Source organism: Pseudomonas sp. TUM25319, assembly GCF_056388475.1.
Genome location: NZ_CM150751.1, coordinates 257,654 through 273,045 on the forward strand (window position 1 = coordinate 257,654; position 15,392 = coordinate 273,045).

General features: G+C 62.1%; 11 protein-coding genes. 7 read left to right on the forward strand and 4 right to left on the reverse strand.

The features are described from left to right. Nucleotides 1-28 precede the first annotated feature (28 nt). Both AC05QJ_RS01190 and uvrD read right to left on the reverse strand, forming a co-directional pair. Nucleotides 29-880 (reverse strand): Tim44 domain-containing protein, encoded by an 852-nt coding sequence (locus AC05QJ_RS01190; RefSeq protein ID WP_476745188.1) that lies wholly within the window; start codon nucleotides 878-880, stop codon nucleotides 29-31. 181 nt (nucleotides 881-1,061) lie between these two features. Continuing rightward, the gene (gene uvrD, locus AC05QJ_RS01195; protein WP_476745189.1) at nucleotides 1,062-3,242 is read right to left on the reverse strand and encodes a DNA helicase II; all 2,181 of its coding nucleotides are present in this window, start codon (nucleotides 3,240-3,242) and stop codon (nucleotides 1,062-1,064) included. A 237-nt stretch (nucleotides 3,243-3,479) separates the two neighbouring features. On the opposite strand from uvrD, the gene AC05QJ_RS01200 reads away from it, so the two are divergent. Continuing rightward, nucleotides 3,480-6,329, forward strand: a complete 2,850-nt coding sequence (locus AC05QJ_RS01200) for a putative bifunctional diguanylate cyclase/phosphodiesterase (RefSeq protein ID WP_476745190.1) — start codon at nucleotides 3,480-3,482, stop codon at nucleotides 6,327-6,329. 2 nt (nucleotides 6,330-6,331) lie between these two features. Here AC05QJ_RS01200 and zwf read toward each other — a convergent pair whose 3' ends face one another. Further along, nucleotides 6,332-7,774, reverse strand: coding sequence for a glucose-6-phosphate dehydrogenase (gene zwf / locus AC05QJ_RS01205; RefSeq protein ID WP_476745191.1), 1,443 nt, complete (start codon nucleotides 7,772-7,774; stop codon nucleotides 6,332-6,334). Between the two features lie 103 nt (nucleotides 7,775-7,877). Between zwf and hexR the strand changes: the two genes are divergently transcribed. Beyond that, nucleotides 7,878-8,744 carry a transcriptional regulator HexR gene (gene hexR, locus AC05QJ_RS01210; RefSeq protein ID WP_476745192.1) on the forward strand — a complete coding sequence of 289 codons (867 nt, stop codon included), beginning with the start codon at nucleotides 7,878-7,880 and terminating at the stop codon, nucleotides 8,742-8,744. A 213-nt stretch (nucleotides 8,745-8,957) separates the two neighbouring features. Then, nucleotides 8,958-9,176, forward strand: a complete 219-nt coding sequence (locus AC05QJ_RS01215) for a PA3496 family putative envelope integrity protein (protein ID WP_476745193.1) — start codon at nucleotides 8,958-8,960, stop codon at nucleotides 9,174-9,176. Here the strand turns inward: AC05QJ_RS01215 and AC05QJ_RS01220 are convergent. Beyond that, the gene (locus AC05QJ_RS01220; protein ID WP_476747845.1) at nucleotides 9,118-10,065 is read right to left on the reverse strand and encodes a LysR family transcriptional regulator; all 948 of its coding nucleotides are present in this window, start codon (nucleotides 10,063-10,065) and stop codon (nucleotides 9,118-9,120) included. The genes AC05QJ_RS01215 and AC05QJ_RS01220 overlap by 59 nt on opposite strands. Before the next feature lie 204 nt (nucleotides 10,066-10,269). On the opposite strand from AC05QJ_RS01220, the gene AC05QJ_RS01225 reads away from it, so the two are divergent. The 4 genes from AC05QJ_RS01225 to AC05QJ_RS01240 all read left to right on the forward strand — a co-directional run bounded on the left by AC05QJ_RS01225 (nucleotide 10,270) and on the right by AC05QJ_RS01240 (nucleotide 15,388). Beyond that, nucleotides 10,270-11,685, forward strand: a complete 1,416-nt coding sequence (locus AC05QJ_RS01225) for an acetyl-CoA carboxylase biotin carboxylase subunit (protein ID WP_476745194.1) — start codon at nucleotides 10,270-10,272, stop codon at nucleotides 11,683-11,685. Between the two features lie 98 nt (nucleotides 11,686-11,783). Then, nucleotides 11,784-13,592, forward strand: coding sequence for a sodium-extruding oxaloacetate decarboxylase subunit alpha (gene oadA / locus AC05QJ_RS01230; protein WP_476745195.1), 1,809 nt, complete (start codon nucleotides 11,784-11,786; stop codon nucleotides 13,590-13,592). Between the two features lie 195 nt (nucleotides 13,593-13,787). Continuing rightward, nucleotides 13,788-15,113, forward strand: a complete 1,326-nt coding sequence (locus AC05QJ_RS01235; RefSeq protein WP_476747846.1) for a type II toxin-antitoxin system HipA family toxin — start codon at nucleotides 13,788-13,790, stop codon at nucleotides 15,111-15,113. Further along, nucleotides 15,110-15,388 carry a helix-turn-helix domain-containing protein gene (locus tag AC05QJ_RS01240; protein ID WP_476745196.1) on the forward strand — a complete coding sequence of 93 codons (279 nt, stop codon included), beginning with the start codon at nucleotides 15,110-15,112 and terminating at the stop codon, nucleotides 15,386-15,388. The genes AC05QJ_RS01235 and AC05QJ_RS01240 overlap by 4 nt, the downstream gene beginning before the upstream one ends. Nucleotides 15,389-15,392 lie beyond the last annotated feature (4 nt).

A 15,392-nucleotide genomic window follows, 5' to 3' on the forward strand; every position in this document is an offset into this window, starting at 1 on the left:
CGGGGTTTTTTCGTGCGAAGGCTCAGGATCAACCGTTCTGGCGGATACCTGCAACCAGCCAAGGCTGGTTTTCGCCTTGGGCGCGTTCCATGTTCCAGCTTTCGCTGAACACTTCGCCCTGGTCGAAACGCGAAGTCTTCGACACACCGCTGAAGGTCAGGGTGGCGATCGTCTTGTCGGCACGGTCGTCGACACCTTCCAGTTGCACGTCGAGGTTGTCGATGTAGGTGGACTGGAAGCCATCACCCAGCTCGGCGCGCTCACGCTTGAGGAACTCGAGCAGTTGCGGCGTGACGAACTCGGCGATCTTGTCCATCTCGTTCGCGTCCCAGTGCTGCTGCAGCGTCTGGAAGTGGTTGCGGGCGGCAGCCAGGAAGTTCTGCTCGTTGAACCAGGCCGGCGCGTTGATCACCGGACGGGCTGCAGCGGCAGGCGCGGAACCACCGAAGATCGAAGGCTGCGGCTGTTGCTCGTAGGCTTCACGCTGGTACGGCGGATGACCGGCGGCGGCCATCTGCGGCTGCTGCTTGCGACGGCGAGCGGCAATGAAGCGGAAGACCAGGAACGCGATCAGCGCCATGATCAGGATGTCGAAGATCTGCATGCCTTCGAAGCCATCGCCCATCAGCATGGAGGCCAGCAGGCCACCGGCGGCGATGCCGGCCAGAGGGCCGAGCCATTTGGATGCGCCGCTGGCGGCGGCTGGAGCACGGCCTGGCGCAGTCGGGGTGGCGGCAGGGTTGGCTGGAGTGGCCTGACGGGCCTGGTGAGTCGGCGCGGCGCCCGAGCTCTTGCCGCCGCCGAAGCGCTTGGCGTTGGCGTCGAGGCTCATGGTGAGACCGATGCACAGCGCCAGGGCGATGCTGAGAAAACGTTGCATAGAAGGGTATTCCCGTTTTGTGGATTACACGCGCGCCATGTTGCACAGGTTCCCGGACACATGACCAGCGACAAGATGTTTCCATCTTTTGCCTGAAAAATCCGACCGCCTACACCACAGGCTGTAGGACTGTCCTTCATCAATAGAAGGACAGGCTTGTTCGATCGGTCGGATTTATCGGTTAGATCGCTTCGAGCTTGGCGTAGCCGAGCATCAGCCACTTGCTGCCTTCGGCGAAATTCACCTGGACCCGGGCCTGGGCTCCGGAGCCCTCGAAGTTGAGGATGACGCCCTCGCCGAATACCGCGTGCTGCACTCGCTGACCCAGGTTGAAGGCGGTCTGCGGAATGCTGGCGTTGGCGAACAGGCTGCTGACGGTCTGTTTCTGGTTATTGAACGGACGACTGACGCTGTTGTTCAGACGTACTTCCTGTACCAGGCCGGCCGGGATCTCGCGTACGAAGCGAGAAACCTTGTTGTAGGTTTCGCTACCGTACAGGCGTCGGGTTTCGGCGTAGGTCATGACCAGGTGCTGCATGGCCCGGGTGATGCCGACGTAGGCCAGGCGCCGTTCTTCTTCAAGACGTCCCGGCTCTTCCAGGCTCATCTTGTGCGGGAACAGGCCTTCTTCCATACCCACCAGGAACACGTAAGGGAATTCCAGGCCCTTGGCGCTGTGCAGCGTCATCAGCTGGATGCTGTCTTCGTGCTCGTCGGCCTGGGCGTCGCCGGCTTCCAGCGAAGCGTGGCCGAGGAAGGCGGACAGCGGCGACAGGTCGGCGTCTTCTTCGCTGCTTTCGAAGTTGCGCGCGGCGCTCACCAGTTCCTCAAGGTTTTCTACCCGCGCCTGACCCTTTTCACCCTTTTCTTCCTGGTGATAGACGATCAGCCCCGACTGCTCGATGACGGTCTGGGTCATCAGGTGCAGCGGCATGTCGAGCACCTTGGCAGTGAGGTTCTCCATCAATTCGATGAAGGCGCTCAGGGCGCTGGCGGCCCGGCCTTTCAACGCCTTGTTGGCGAGCAACTGGACCATGGCTTCCCACATCGAAAGCTGGGCGTGGCGGGCGTGTTCGCGAATGGTTTCGACGGTTTTCTCGCCGATACCGCGCGGTGGCACGTTGATTACCCGCTCCAGGGCTGCGTCGTTGCCGCGACCTTCCAGCAGGCGCAGGTACGCCATGGCGTTCTTGATTTCGGCGCGCTCGAAGAAGCGCTGGCCGCCGTAGATGCGGTAAGGGATGCGTTCGCGCAGCAATGCCTCTTCCAGCACCCGCGACTGGGCGTTGGAGCGGTAGAGGATGGCGATATCGCTGCGGGCCAGGCCGGTCTTCAGCGCGCTTTCGATGGTTTCGACCACGTAGCGGGCTTCATCGTGTTCGTTGAAGGCGGCGTACAGGCTCAGCATTTCGCCGTCGCCGACCTCGGTCCACAGCTCTTTGCCCAGACGGCCACTGTTGTTGGCGATCAGGGCGTTGGCGGCCTTGAGGATGCCGGCGGTGGAGCGGTAGTTCTGCTCCAGGCGGATCAGCTCGGCGTCGGGGAAGTCGCTGGAGAACTGCTGGATGTTCTCGATCCGGGCGCCGCGCCAGCCGTAGATCGACTGGTCGTCGTCGCCGACCACCATCAGGCTGTCGCCGCCCTGGGCCAGCAGGCGCAACCAGGCGTACTGCACGGCGTTGGTGTCCTGGAACTCGTCCACCAGCAGGTGACGGAAGCGCCGCTGGTAATGCTGCAGCAGGCCGGGGTGGTCGCGCCACAGGTCCAGAGCGCGCAGCAGCAGTTCGGAGAAGTCGATGACGCCGGCGCGCTGGCAGGCAGCCTCGTAGGCTTCATAGATGCTGCGCATGGTGCCCAGGAACAGGTCGCCATTGACTTGAATGTGCTGTGGACGAAGGCCTTCGTCTTTCTGTCCGTTGATGAACCATTGCGCCTGACGGGCTGGCCAGCGCTGTTCGTCCAGGCCGAGGTCGCGGATTACCCGTTTGACCAGGCGCTGCTGGTCGTCGCCGTCGAGGATCTGGAAGTTCTGGTTCAACCCGGCTTCCTGCCAGTGCGCACGCAGCAGGCGGTGGGCCAGGCCGTGGAAGGTGCCGACCCACATGCCCGCCGGGCTGAGGTTGAGCAACTGTTCGATGCGGTGGCGCATCTCGGCGGCGGCCTTGTTGGTGAAGGTCACCGACAGGATCGAGTGCGGGGAGGCCTGCTCGACCTGGATCAGCCAGGCGATGCGGTGCACCAGCACACGGGTCTTGCCGGAGCCGGCACCGGCCAGGACCAACTGACGCCCGACCGGCGCGGCTACGGCCTGGCGCTGGGCGTCGTTGAGGGAATTCAACAGGAGGGAGAGGTCGTCATGCATGCGCGCATTCTAGGGGGGCAGGGGAGCCCTGGGCAAACCCGCTGGTGAAAAACAATTCGCCCGCCGACCGGCCGGTCATCGGACGCAAGCCTTGGCCCGCGTGCTTGAGCGGTCGGCAATGAGGCAAAAGACGGGGAAAAGGGGCTACCAATTTATGACACAGAGCAGTTTGGCAAGGGGCGCTGCTTGTGTATGCTCCGTGCACGTTTGTGGCTCACCATTACAAGAACATTGCCCATGACACTCGCATCTGGACCCGCGAGCGTGCCTGCCGAGGCGCGCCGAGGAATACGCAAGCAGTTCGCCACGGAACTGGCGGTCGAGCGTACCCGTTTGTTGTATCAAGGTTCTCTGTTGCCAACCCTGTTCATGCTGCTCAACGGCCTGGTCTGTGCCTGGTTGCTGTGGAGCCCGCAGCGCTACCTGCTGGTCAGCGTCTGGGTGGTGTGGTTGATGGCGCTGGTGTCTCTGCGGGTGATCCAGGTGGCCGCGTTCGATGCGGCCATGCCGGACCGACAAGCCAAGCCGACCTGGTGGCGAATGTTCCTGCTGGGTTCGGCCTTCAGCGGCCTGACCCTGGCCAGTGCGGCCATTGCACTCGTACCTGTGGATAACTTCGTGCAGCAGGCCTGGGTGTTCGGCCTGCTCGGTGCGGCGACCCTCTCGGCCAGTGTCGCGTACGCGGTCAGTCTTCCCGCTTTTCTCAGCTTCGCCCTGCCGTGCCTGTTGCCGCCGATCGCTTTTCTGTTCTGGACCGGTGATCAACAACAGCAAGGCTGGGGCCTGCTCGGCCTGATTTTGCTGGGCGCGCTGGTGGTAGTGGCCTGGCAGGTCAACCGGCTGATGGAACACAGCCTGTTGCGGCGTTTCCAGAATCAGGCATTGATCGAGCACCTGCAGGCGGCCCATGCCCGCAGCGAGCTTCTGAACCAGGCACTGGCCGAGGAAGTCGAGCAGCGGCGGGGTGCCGAGGATCAGTTGCGCGAGGCACAGGCGACGCTGGAAACCCGCGTGGTTCAGCGCAGCGCCGAACTGGACGCCAGCGAACAACGCCTGGCCCTGGCGCTGGAAGCCAGTGAGCTGGGCCTGTGGGACTGGAACCTGCAGACTGACGAAGTGCATCACACTCAGCTCCAGGAGCTGTTCGGCCTCAACCCGCAAGACGTCAAGGCGATGCTGGTGCACCTCAAGCCGCGTTTGCACCCGGATGATGTCCCGGCCCTCAAGCGCACGCTGGTGGAACATCTCAAGGGCCGTACCGACGACTACCGCATCGAATACCGTTTTCGCCACAACCTGGGGCATTGGTGCTGGATCGAGGACCGTGGCCGGGCCGTGGAGCGCGACAGCAGCGGGCGTGTGGTGCGCATGATCGGCACTCGTCGTGACATCAGCGCTCGCAAGGCCCAGGAAGAGCAGCAGCGACTGGCGGCGACCGTGTTCGAGGCGGCCAGCGAGGGCATCGCCATCCTGGGCCCCGACTATGAATTGCTGGCGCTGAACCAGGCGTTCTGCCGCATGACCGGCTACGGCCGCGAAGAGTTGCTTGGCCGTAACGTGCTGGAGTTGCCCTGCAGCCTGGATGCCCGGCGGCACTACGGCGCGATCGACCAGGCCCTGGAACAGCAGGGGCGATGGCAGGGTGAACTGGTCGAAGCCCGCAAGGATGGCGCGTTGTATCCGCAGTGGCTGCAGCTCAATGGTGTGCGCGACAGCCGGGGCAATATCAGCCATGTCGTCGGTTTTTTCAGCGACCTGTCGGAGCGCCGCGAGTCGGAAGAGCGTTTGCGCTACCTCGCCCATTACGACGAACTCACCGGCCTGGCCAACCGCGCGCTGTTCCGCCTGCGCCTGCACGAGGCCGGTCAGCGCCTGCGCACCAGTGGCCGCAGCCTGGCACTGATGCATATCGACCTGGACCGCTTCAAGCTGCTCAACGACAGCCTCGGTCACGAGATTGCCGACCAGTTGCTCAGGCAGATCGCCCTGCGGGTGGGCAACGCCATGCCAGAGGCCGATACCGTGGCACGGCTGTCCGGTGACGAGTTCGTCGTACTGTTCGATGGCTACAGCAACCTGTCCAGCCTGGTCCGGGTGGCGACCCGGCTGCTGGAGAAACTGCGGGTGCCGGTGCGGGTCGATCACCACGAACTGGTCATCAGCGCGTCGGTGGGCATCGCCCTGCTGTCGGACATGACGCTCGATACCCAGCAATTGGTCAGTCAGGCCAACATGGCCATGCAGCACGCCAAGCACCTGGGCGGCGACAACTTCCAGTTCTATACCGAGAGCCTCCAGGCCAGCACCCTCGACCGCCTGCAACTGGAAAACCAGCTGCGCAAGGCCATCGACGAGCGGCAACTGGAGGTCTACTACCAGCCCAAGGTGTGCCTGGCGAGCGGTCGGATGCACGCCGCCGAAGCCTTGGTGCGCTGGCATCATCCGGCGATGGGCATGGTGCCGCCGGGGGACTTCATCGGCCTGGCCGAGGAAACCGGCCTGATCGCCCCCATGGGTGAATTCGTCCTGCGCCAGGCGTGCTGGCAGGCGTGCGAATGGCAACGCCAGGGGCTTGAGCCGATCCGCGTGTCGGTGAACCTGTCGGTCTATCAGTTGCGCCAGGGCAAGCTGGTCAGCCTGGTGCGCCAGGTCCTGGAGGAAACCGGGCTGGAACCCCACCTGCTGGAGCTGGAGCTGACTGAAAGCCAGTTGCTGGACAGTGTCGAGCACATCATCGCCACCTTCCGCCAGTTGCACGAGCTGGGCGTGAAGCTGGCGATCGACGATTTCGGCACCGGTTACTCCTCGCTCAGTTACCTCAAGCGCTTCCCCGTGGACTACGTGAAGATCGACCAGACCTTCATTCGTGGCCTGCGTGAGGGTAGCGAAGATGCAGCGATCACCCGGGCGATCATCGTCATGGCCCACAGCCTGGATTTGCAGGTCGTGGCCGAGGGCGTGGAAACCCGCGAGCAACTCACATTCCTGCGGGAGCAGGACTGTGACGAGGTCCAGGGCTACCTGATCAGCCGGCCAGTGCCGGCGGCGGCGCTGGCGGCGCTGCTGCAGGACGAGACGGTCTGGTAGCGTCAGCCGTGCCAGGCGCGTCCATGGCGGGCCAGCAGGCTGTGAGCCTGCTCCGGCCCATGGGTGCCGGCATGATAGGGGCGCGGTGTCTGGAAATGCTCCTGCCAGCCGTTGAGGATCGGATCGACCCAGGCCCAGGCGGCTTCCACCTCATCGCGGCGCATGAACAGCGTCGAGTCGCCGTCCAGAACATCCAGCAGCAGGCGTTCATAGGCGTCCCAGCGGCGGGTCTGGCCGAATACCTGGGCAAGGTTGAGGTTCAACTCCACCGGTTCCAGCCGCATGCCCTTGCCGGGGCTCTTGGTCATCATCTGCAGGCTGATGCGCTCATCCGGCTGTAGCTGGATCAGCAACTGATTGGCCCGGTCGCCGTCGAACAGGCGATGGGGCACGGGCTTGAACTGGATGACGATCTGCGAGGAGCGCTTGGCCAGGCGCTTGCCGGTGCGCAGGTAGAACGGTACGCCGGCCCAGCGCCAGTTGTTGATATGGGCCTCGACGGCGACGTAGGTCTCGGTGTCGCTGTCGTTGTCCACATCCTTTTCGAAGTAGTAGGCGGGGACTTCCTGGCCGCCGATCTTGCCGGCGCTGTACTGTCCGCGCACGGTCTTGTCCTGCACATCCTGGCCGGTGATGGGCTTGAGGGCGCGGAGGATCTTCACCTTTTCGTCACGCACCGCCTCGGCGTCGAACTGTGCCGGCGGCTCCATCGCCACCAGGCAAAGCAGTTGCAGCAGGTGGTTCTGCAGCATGTCGCGGGTGGCGCCGGCGCGGTCGTAGTAGGCGCCGCGGTTCTCCACGCCGAGGGTTTCGCACACGCTGATCTGTACATGGTCGATCTGGCTGGAGCGCCATACCGGCTCGAGCAGGGCGTTGGCAAAGCGCAGGGCCATGAGGTTCTGCACGGTTTCCTTGCCCAGGTAGTGATCGATGCGAAACACCTGGGATTCGTCGAACACCGCACCGATCGCACCGTTGATGGCGGTGGCCGATTCCAGTGAGTGGCCGATGGGCTTTTCCAGAACGATGCGCGATTCGCTGTCTACCAGGCCGGCGATGTTCAGGTGGGTGACGATGGGCACGAAGAGGTTGGGCGCGGTGGCCAGGTAGTAGATCCGTGCCAGCCCTCCAGGCTCGCCGAGAAAATGCGCCAGACGACCGAAGTCGGCGCTTTGCGAGGCGTCCATGGAGAAGTAGTCGAGGCGGGTGGAGAAGCGCTGCCAGGTGTCTTCGTCGAAATCGTTGCGGGCGATCTGGGCGCGGCAGCGACGTTCTGCAAGCTTTTGAAAACTATTGCGCGGCATCGGGCTGCGGGCCAGCGCCACGATCCTCACGGCAGGGTGCAGGCGGTCTTCGCGATACAGGTGATAGAGCGCCGGAAGCAGTTTGTGCAGGGCCAGATCACCGGTTCCGCCGAACACCAGAATGTCGCAAGGAATAGTCAAACCCACCACTCTCCTGTCTCGTTTAGCTGGGCGGTTCGCCAGTCATGTAGTATAACTACAAGATTGCTACAACCGGCCAGTCGATCATAACCGAGTCCCGCCATTGAATCTGTTGCAACACATCGCCCAGTCGCGGCACCTGCTACGCAAGTCGGAACTCAAGGTTGCCGACCACGTATTGCTTGACCCCGCGGCGGTCATGCATAGCTCCATGGCCGACCTGGCCCACAGCGTCGGCATCAGTGAGCCGACCATCGTGCGTTTCTGCCGGGCCATCGGTTGTTCCGGCTTCCAGGACCTCAAGCTCAAGCTGGCGCAAAGTCTCGCCGCAGGCGCCAGCTTCGGCCAGTTCGCCATTCACGAAGATGACTCGGTCGCCGACTACAGCCTGAAAATCTTCGACACCACCCTGCACACCCTCATGGAAGTGCGCGAACACCTCGATCCACAGGCGTTGCAGCGTGCGGTCACCGCCATGGCTCAGGCCCAGCGCGTGGAGTTCTACGGCTTTGGTGCCTCCGGAGCCGTGGCCGCCGATGCCCAGCACAAGTTCTTCCGTCTGCTGCTGAGCGCGGCAGCCTATTCCGACCCGCACATGCAGGCGATGTCGGCAGTAACCCTCAAGCCCGGCGACGTGGCGGTGTGTATCTCCCAGTCCGGCCGTTCCAAGGACTTGCTGATCACCGCCAATATCGTGCGCGAGAGCGGTGCCAACCTTATCACCCTGTGCCCGAGCCAGACCCCGCTGGCCGAGCTGTCGACGGTCAACCTGGCCATCGATGTGCATGAAGATACCGAAATCTACACCCCGCTGACCTCACGGATCGCCCACCTGGTGGTAATCGACGTGCTGGCCATGGGCGTGGCCATGGCTCGTGGGCCGAGCCTGGTCAACCACCTCAAGAGCGTCAAGCGCAGCCTGCGCAGCTTGCGGTTGTCGCCGAAATCCTTGAAGAACATGGAAGACTGATCGTCATTCCGTTCTGTTCCTGACGACCTCATCGCTGGCAACGCCAGCTCCCACAGGGTGGAGCGCCGCCTGGAACCTTGTGGGAGCTGGCGTTGCCAGCGATGAAGCCCCAGACAGTTCATCACCCTTCACACCCCTGTCACCCTCCCGCCGTCAAACCGTCAACTTCGCCCTTCAGTCTGAAACTCCCGCACTCGATCAGGGAGATATGCAATGGCTCGTGACTTCGATGGCTCGTATCAACCCAGCGCCAAATCCCGTAAGCAGCAGGAAAAAGACCAGCGCCGCATGGAATACCGCCGCGCGATCGAAAGTTATTCGGAACAGCGTCGCCTGCTTCAGGAAATCTCCGATTTTGGCGAACTGAACAGCTTCAACGTGTGGCAGGTATCGGCGGCAGAACCCCGGAGAAGCGCTCAACAAGCCCGCTGATCTGTGCCCGTTCGCTGCGAATGAACGCAAGAAACGCCAAGGCCACCGGCGATTGCCGCTTGGCCTTGGATTGCACGATGCACCAGCTACGATACAGCGGCAGTTCTTCCACCGGCAGTTCGCGCAACACGCCGGTGGCCAGTTCCATGTTGAGCGCGTGACGGGTCAGCAGGGCGATGCCAAGGCCGGCGATAACGCATTCGCGCTGGGCGTCGGCCGAGGCCACCTCCAGCGTCTGGGTGAAGTGCACCCGCTTCTCCTTGAAGTACTCCTCGCACGCCTTGCGGGTACCCGAGCCTTGCTCGCGGACCAGTAATGTATGAGGTTCCAGATCCTGCAAGCGCAGGCTTTCCAGCCGACACAGCGGATGATCGGGCGGTGCCACTGCAACGATGGGGTTGTTGAGGAAGGGCAGGAACTCAAGCCCCATGTCCTGCGGCACCATGGACATGATGATCAGGTCGTCGCGGTTGTCGGAAAGGCGGCGGATCGCCTGGGCGCGGTTGACCACCGTGAGCGTCAGGTTGACCTCGGGGTGCAGCCGCTTGAACGCCGCGAACAGGTGCGGCACGAAGTACTTGGCGCTGGACTCCACTGCCAGCTTCAACTGGCCCTGCAATGAGCCCTGCATGTCGGAAAGCTGCATGTCGAGGCTTTCTAGGCGGCCGAAGATATCCCGGCTGGCGCGTTGCAGCGCTTCGGCGGCTTCGGTGAGGTAGAGTTTCTTGCCAACGTACTCGAACAATGGCTGCCCGATCAGCTCTTCGAGCTGGCGGATCTGTAGACTAACGGCGGGTTGCGTCAGCGCCATTTCCTCCGCGGCGCGACTGTACGAGCGCAAATCGCACACCTCATTGAAGATCTGCAATTGACGCAATGTCATACGCATCAATGACTTACGCATGTTATCCCCAGCCTGTGGAAAAATCTTGTAACGGCACTATAAGCAATTGCTAATGGAGCCTCTAATAAATATTGATTTTTGTTTATTCACCTACGGCGCTAGGGTGATTGTGCGACTGGCCAGCACGCTCTGGTCACGCGCCGACCCGCATGGCCGGGTCGTTTGTCCAGCGGCTTTGGGAAGACTCCAGTGATAAAAAAAATCCTGATCGCCAACCGGGGTGAAATCGCAGTTCGGATCGTGCGGGCCTGCGCCGAGATGGGTATCCGCTCCGTGGCGATCTACTCCGACGCCGACCGTCACGCCTTGCACGTCAAGCGCGCCGACGAGGCCCACAGCATCGGTGCCGAGCCCCTGGCCGGTTACCTGAACCCGCGCAAGCTGGTGAACCTGGCTGTGGAAACCGGTTGTGACGCCCTTCACCCCGGTTACGGTTTCCTGTCGGAAAACGCCGAACTGGCGGATATCTGCGCCGAGCGTGGAATCAAGTTCATCGGTCCGGCCGCCGAAGTGATTCGCCGCATGGGCGACAAGACCGAAGCGCGCCGCAGCATGATCAAGGCCGGCGTCCCGGTCACTCCTGGCACCGAAGGCAACGTGGCCGATATCCACGAAGCCCTGCAGGAAGGTGATCGCATCGGTTACCCGGTGATGCTCAAGGCCACTTCTGGTGGTGGCGGTCGCGGCATTCGTCGCTGCAACAGCCGCGAAGAGCTGGAGCAGGCGTTCCCACGGGTGATTTCCGAAGCGACCAAAGCCTTCGGCTCGGCGGAAGTCTTCCTGGAAAAATGCATCGTCAACCCGAAACACATCGAAGCCCAGATTCTTGGCGACAGCTTCGGCAACGTGGTGCACCTGTTCGAGCGTGACTGCTCGATCCAGCGCCGCAACCAGAAGCTGATCGAGATCGCCCCGAGCCCGCAGCTCACCCCGGAACAGCGCGCCTACATCGGCGACCTGGCGGTGCGTGCGGCCAAGGCGGTCGGTTATGAAAACGCCGGTACCGTGGAGTTCCTGCTCGCCGAGGGCGAGGTGTACTTCATGGAAATGAACACCCGGGTGCAGGTGGAGCACACCATCACCGAGGAAATCACCGGCATCGACATCGTCCGCGAACAGATTCGCGTGGCCTCTGGCCTGCCGCTGTCGGTCAAGCAGGAAGACATCCAGCACCGCGGTTTCGCCCTGCAGTTCCGGATCAACGCCGAAGACCCGAAAAACAACTTCCTGCCGAGCTTCGGCAAGATCACCCGTTACTACGCGCCCGGCGGCCCCGGCGTGCGCACCGACACGGCGATCTACACCGGCTACACCATCCCGCCGTTCTACGACTCCATGTGCCTGAAACTGGTGGTCTGGGCGCTGACCTGGGAAGAAGCCATGGACCGCGGCCTGCGCGCCCTGGACGACATGCGTGTGCAAGGCGTGAAGACCACCGCCGCGTACTACCAGGAAATCCTGCGCAACCCGGAATTCCGCAGCGGCCAGTTCAACACCAGCTTCGTGGAAAGCCATCCGGAACTGACCAACTACTCGATCAAGCGCAAACCCGAAGAGTTGGCACTCGCCATCGCCGCCGCCATCGCCGCGCACGCAGGCCTTTGAATGCAGCTGCAAGCTGCAAGCCACAAGCGGCAAGACAAAGCAGATAGGCTTTTTCTTGCAGCTTGCAACTTGAAGCTTGTCGCTAAGAGGAGATAAGAATGTCCAAGAAGATCTTTGTAACCGACACCATCCTGCGCGACGCCCACCAGTCCCTGTTGGCGACCCGCATGCGCACCGAAGACATGCTGCCGATCTGCGACAAGCTCGACAAAGTCGGCTACTGGTCGCTGGAAGTCTGGGGCGGCGCGACCTTCGATGCCTGTGTGCGCTTCCTCAAGGAAGACCCGTGGGAGCGCCTGCGCAAGCTGCGCGCCGCACTGCCCAACACCCGCCTGCAGATGCTCCTGCGCGGCCAGAACCTGCTGGGCTACCGTCACTACAGCGACGACGTGGTCAAAGCCTTCGTCGCCAAGGCGGCGGTCAACGGCATCGACGTGTTCCGTATCTTCGACGCCATGAACGACGTGCGTAACCTGCGGGTGGCCATCGAAGCCGTGAAGGCCGCCGGCAAGCACGCCCAGGGCACCATCGCCTACACCACCAGCCCCGTGCACACCATCGACGCCTTCGTCGCCCAGGCCAAGCAGATGGAAGCCATGGGTTGCGACTCGGTCGCGATCAAGGACATGGCCGGCCTGCTGACCCCGTTCGCCACCGGCGAGCTGGTCAAGGCACTGAAAGCCGAGCAGTCGCTGCCGGTGTTCATCCACTCCCACGACACTGCCGGCCTGGCTGCCATGTGCCAGCTCAAGGCGGTCGAGAACGGCGCCGACCACATCGACACCGCCATCTCCAGCTTCGCCTGGGGCACCAGCCACCCCGGCACCGAGTCGATGGTCGCTGCGCTCAAGGGCAGCGAGTTCGACACCGGCCTTGACCTGGAACTGCTGCAGGAAATCGGCCTGTACTTCTACGCCGTGCGCAAGAAGTACCACCAGTTCGAAAGCGAGTTCACCTCGGTGGACACCCGCGTCCAGGTCAACCAGGTGCCAGGCGGCATGATCTCCAACCTGGCCAACCAGCTCAAAGAGCAGGGCGCGCTGAACCGCATGAACGAAGTGCTCGCGGAGATCCCGCGGGTGCGTGAAGACCTCGGCTTCCCGCCGCTGGTCACCCCGACCTCGCAGATCGTCGGCACTCAGGCGTTCTTCAACGTGCTGGCCGGCGAGCGCTACAAGACCATCACCAACGAAGTGAAGCTGTACCTGCAAGGCGGCTACGGCAAGGCACCGGGTGTGGTCAACGAGCAACTGCGTCGCCAGGCGATCGGCAGCGAGGACGTCATCGACGTGCGCCCGGCCGATCTGCTGAAGCCGGAAATGACCAAGCTGCGCGCCGATATCGGCAGCCTGGCCAAGTCGGAAGAAGACGTGCTGACCTTCGCCATGTTCCCGGACATCGGCCGCAAGTTCCTCGAAGAACGCGAAGCCGGCACCCTGACCCCCGAAGTGCTGCTGCCGATTCCGGAAGCAGGCGCCGTGGCCTCGGCCAGCGGTGAAGGTGTTCCGACCGAGTTCGTCATCGACGTCCACGGCGAGACCTACCGCGTCGACATCACCGGTGTTGGCGTCAAGGCCGAAGGCAAGCGTCACTTCTACCTGTCCATCGACGGCATGCCGGAAGAAGTGGTGTTCGAACCGCTCAACGAATTCGTCGGCGGTGGCGGCAGCAAGCGCAAGCAGGCCAGCGCGCCGGGCCATATCAGCACCACCATGCCAGGCAACATCGTCGATGTACTGGTCAAGGAAGGTGACACGGTCAAGGCCGGTCAGGCAGTGCTCATCACCGAAGCGATGAAGATGGAAACCGAAGTGCAATCGCCGATCGCCGGCAAGGTTGCCGCCATCCACATTGCCAAAGGCGACCGGGTCAACCCGGGCGAGATCCTGATCGAGATCGAGGGCTGATAAGCCCTCGGCGGTAAACGGTTAACCTCATGGGGAGCGAATTGCTCCCCTTTTTTTATCTGCCGATATGCATTTTAATGCAGAAACTCTTAAAGTTATGAAAAATATCTGCACTAAAATGCAGAAATCGGAGATGTGTCACTACTGGATTTGCACTATATTGCAGATTGGCTGAAATCACTGACAGAGGCTGATATGTACCCGTTGACCCTCCAGCTTTTTGCTCAAGGCGAGTGGCAGGACGCCATGACCTTGACCTTCTCCGAGCCAGGAAACGGTTTTCAGAGCCCCTGTCAGTTCGCCTACACCTCGACCTATGTGAAAGCCAACCTGGATGCCTACCAGAGCACTTTCGACAAAGCCGTCAGCGTTAACCTGCCGGTGGATTTCGATACGCATCGATCGAGTAAAGCCCCGGCCTTTCTGTATGACATTGCGCCCTCGGGAGCGGCCAAACGCTTCCTGCTCAGGCACATGGGACGAGAAAAGCCAGAGGCTTTGGCTGACGACATCTTTCTCCTGGCACGCAGCACGCCTGCTCCGATTGGCAATCTTCGTATCAAGGAGTCGTCCGAGATACTGGATACCAGCGCCCCGATGGGGTTCAGCTTCACGGATGTCGTCAGTCGCGATCAGCGTTTTCTTGAATACGCCTATGAACAGGGCGCGGCGATTGGCGGGGCTACAGGTGCCGGGGGCGAGGCGCCCAAGCTGCTGCTGACAGAAGGGCAGGACGGTCAGCTCTACCCGGACGCGGTGCTGAATGATGAACACGCTGTCTGCCATTGGTTTGTGAAATTCGCCCGTAACCAGGCGCTAGGCAATGACCAGGTCATCCTGCGTGCTGAATTTCTTTACTACAAAGCGCTGCAGCACCTTGGTATCGACACGGTAGCGACAGCCGAACTGGATCTGAAAGAGGCCGAAAAACCCAGCCTCTGGATGAAGCGCTTTGACCGTCGAATCGGCACCTCCGGCGTCGAGCGGCTGGCGGTGGAGTCAGTGTATTCGCTGGCGGGAGTGACTGAGCCGGGCAGCCGGATGGATCATGTCGAGGTCATTCAGACGCTTGCCGGCCTGTGGATAAAGGCCGGGCAGAAAGCTGATATCCCTGACCTGATCGCGGAGTACCTGCGTCGTGATCTGATCAACAAGATCCTGGGCAATTCCGACAACCATGGCCGTAACACCGCAATCCTCCGCAGCGACGACAGACTGCGACTGGCGCCGATCTACGATCTGGCTCCCATGGTGATGGACGCCGAAGGCATTACACGAACGACCAAATGGGCTTCGCCTGTAGAACGTGGCGGGGAAGTCGATTGGCGAGCAGCATGCGAGCTTCTGAACGCGCTGGTGGAGCCGGATGAGGCGTTCGAGCGGCTACGCCAGGATGCGCGTGCTCTGTTGGCCCTGCCGGATCTTCTGGTGGACTCGGGTTTACCCGATGCTGTCCTGGATCATCCGGCCATTGCCTTGAAGAATCTTGAACAACGTATGAACGGTTGGGGATTGCTATGACGGTTTCGATCGAGATTCGCGCTTTGTTGATCGAAAGCGTCTTGCAGGGCATTGCCGATGGCTCGTTGGGCCTTGGGGCTGGGGTGCGCAAATTGCGGGTCGAAGTCGCCAAGATGCAGCAAACCCAGTTTGCGCGGATGTGCAAGATTTCCGTGCGGACCCTGATTCAGATCGAACAGGGTGAAGGGAATCCGACACTCAATTCGTTGAATTCGGTTTTCCGGCCGTTCGGGTTGCAGATGGGTGTGCTGCGGCGGCCGGACAGGATGAAGTGATCGG

Coding starts and splice junctions, on each gene's coding strand:
- AC05QJ_RS01190 (WP_476745188.1), bottom strand. CDS start 880: ATGCAACGTTTTCTCAGCATCGCCCTGGCGCTGTGCATCGGTCTCACC.
- AC05QJ_RS01240 (WP_476745196.1), top strand. CDS start 15,110: ATGACGGTTTCGATCGAGATTCGCGCTTTGTTGATCGAAAGCGTCTTG.
- AC05QJ_RS01235 (WP_476747846.1), top strand. CDS start 13,788: ATGTACCCGTTGACCCTCCAGCTTTTTGCTCAAGGCGAGTGGCAGGAC.
- oadA (WP_476745195.1), top strand. CDS start 11,784: ATGTCCAAGAAGATCTTTGTAACCGACACCATCCTGCGCGACGCCCAC.
- uvrD (WP_476745189.1), bottom strand. CDS start 3,242: ATGCATGACGACCTCTCCCTCCTGTTGAATTCCCTCAACGACGCCCAG.
- AC05QJ_RS01200 (WP_476745190.1), top strand. CDS start 3,480: ATGACACTCGCATCTGGACCCGCGAGCGTGCCTGCCGAGGCGCGCCGA.
- AC05QJ_RS01220 (WP_476747845.1), bottom strand. CDS start 10,065: ATGCGTATGACATTGCGTCAATTGCAGATCTTCAATGAGGTGTGCGAT.
- AC05QJ_RS01215 (WP_476745193.1), top strand. CDS start 8,958: ATGGCTCGTGACTTCGATGGCTCGTATCAACCCAGCGCCAAATCCCGT.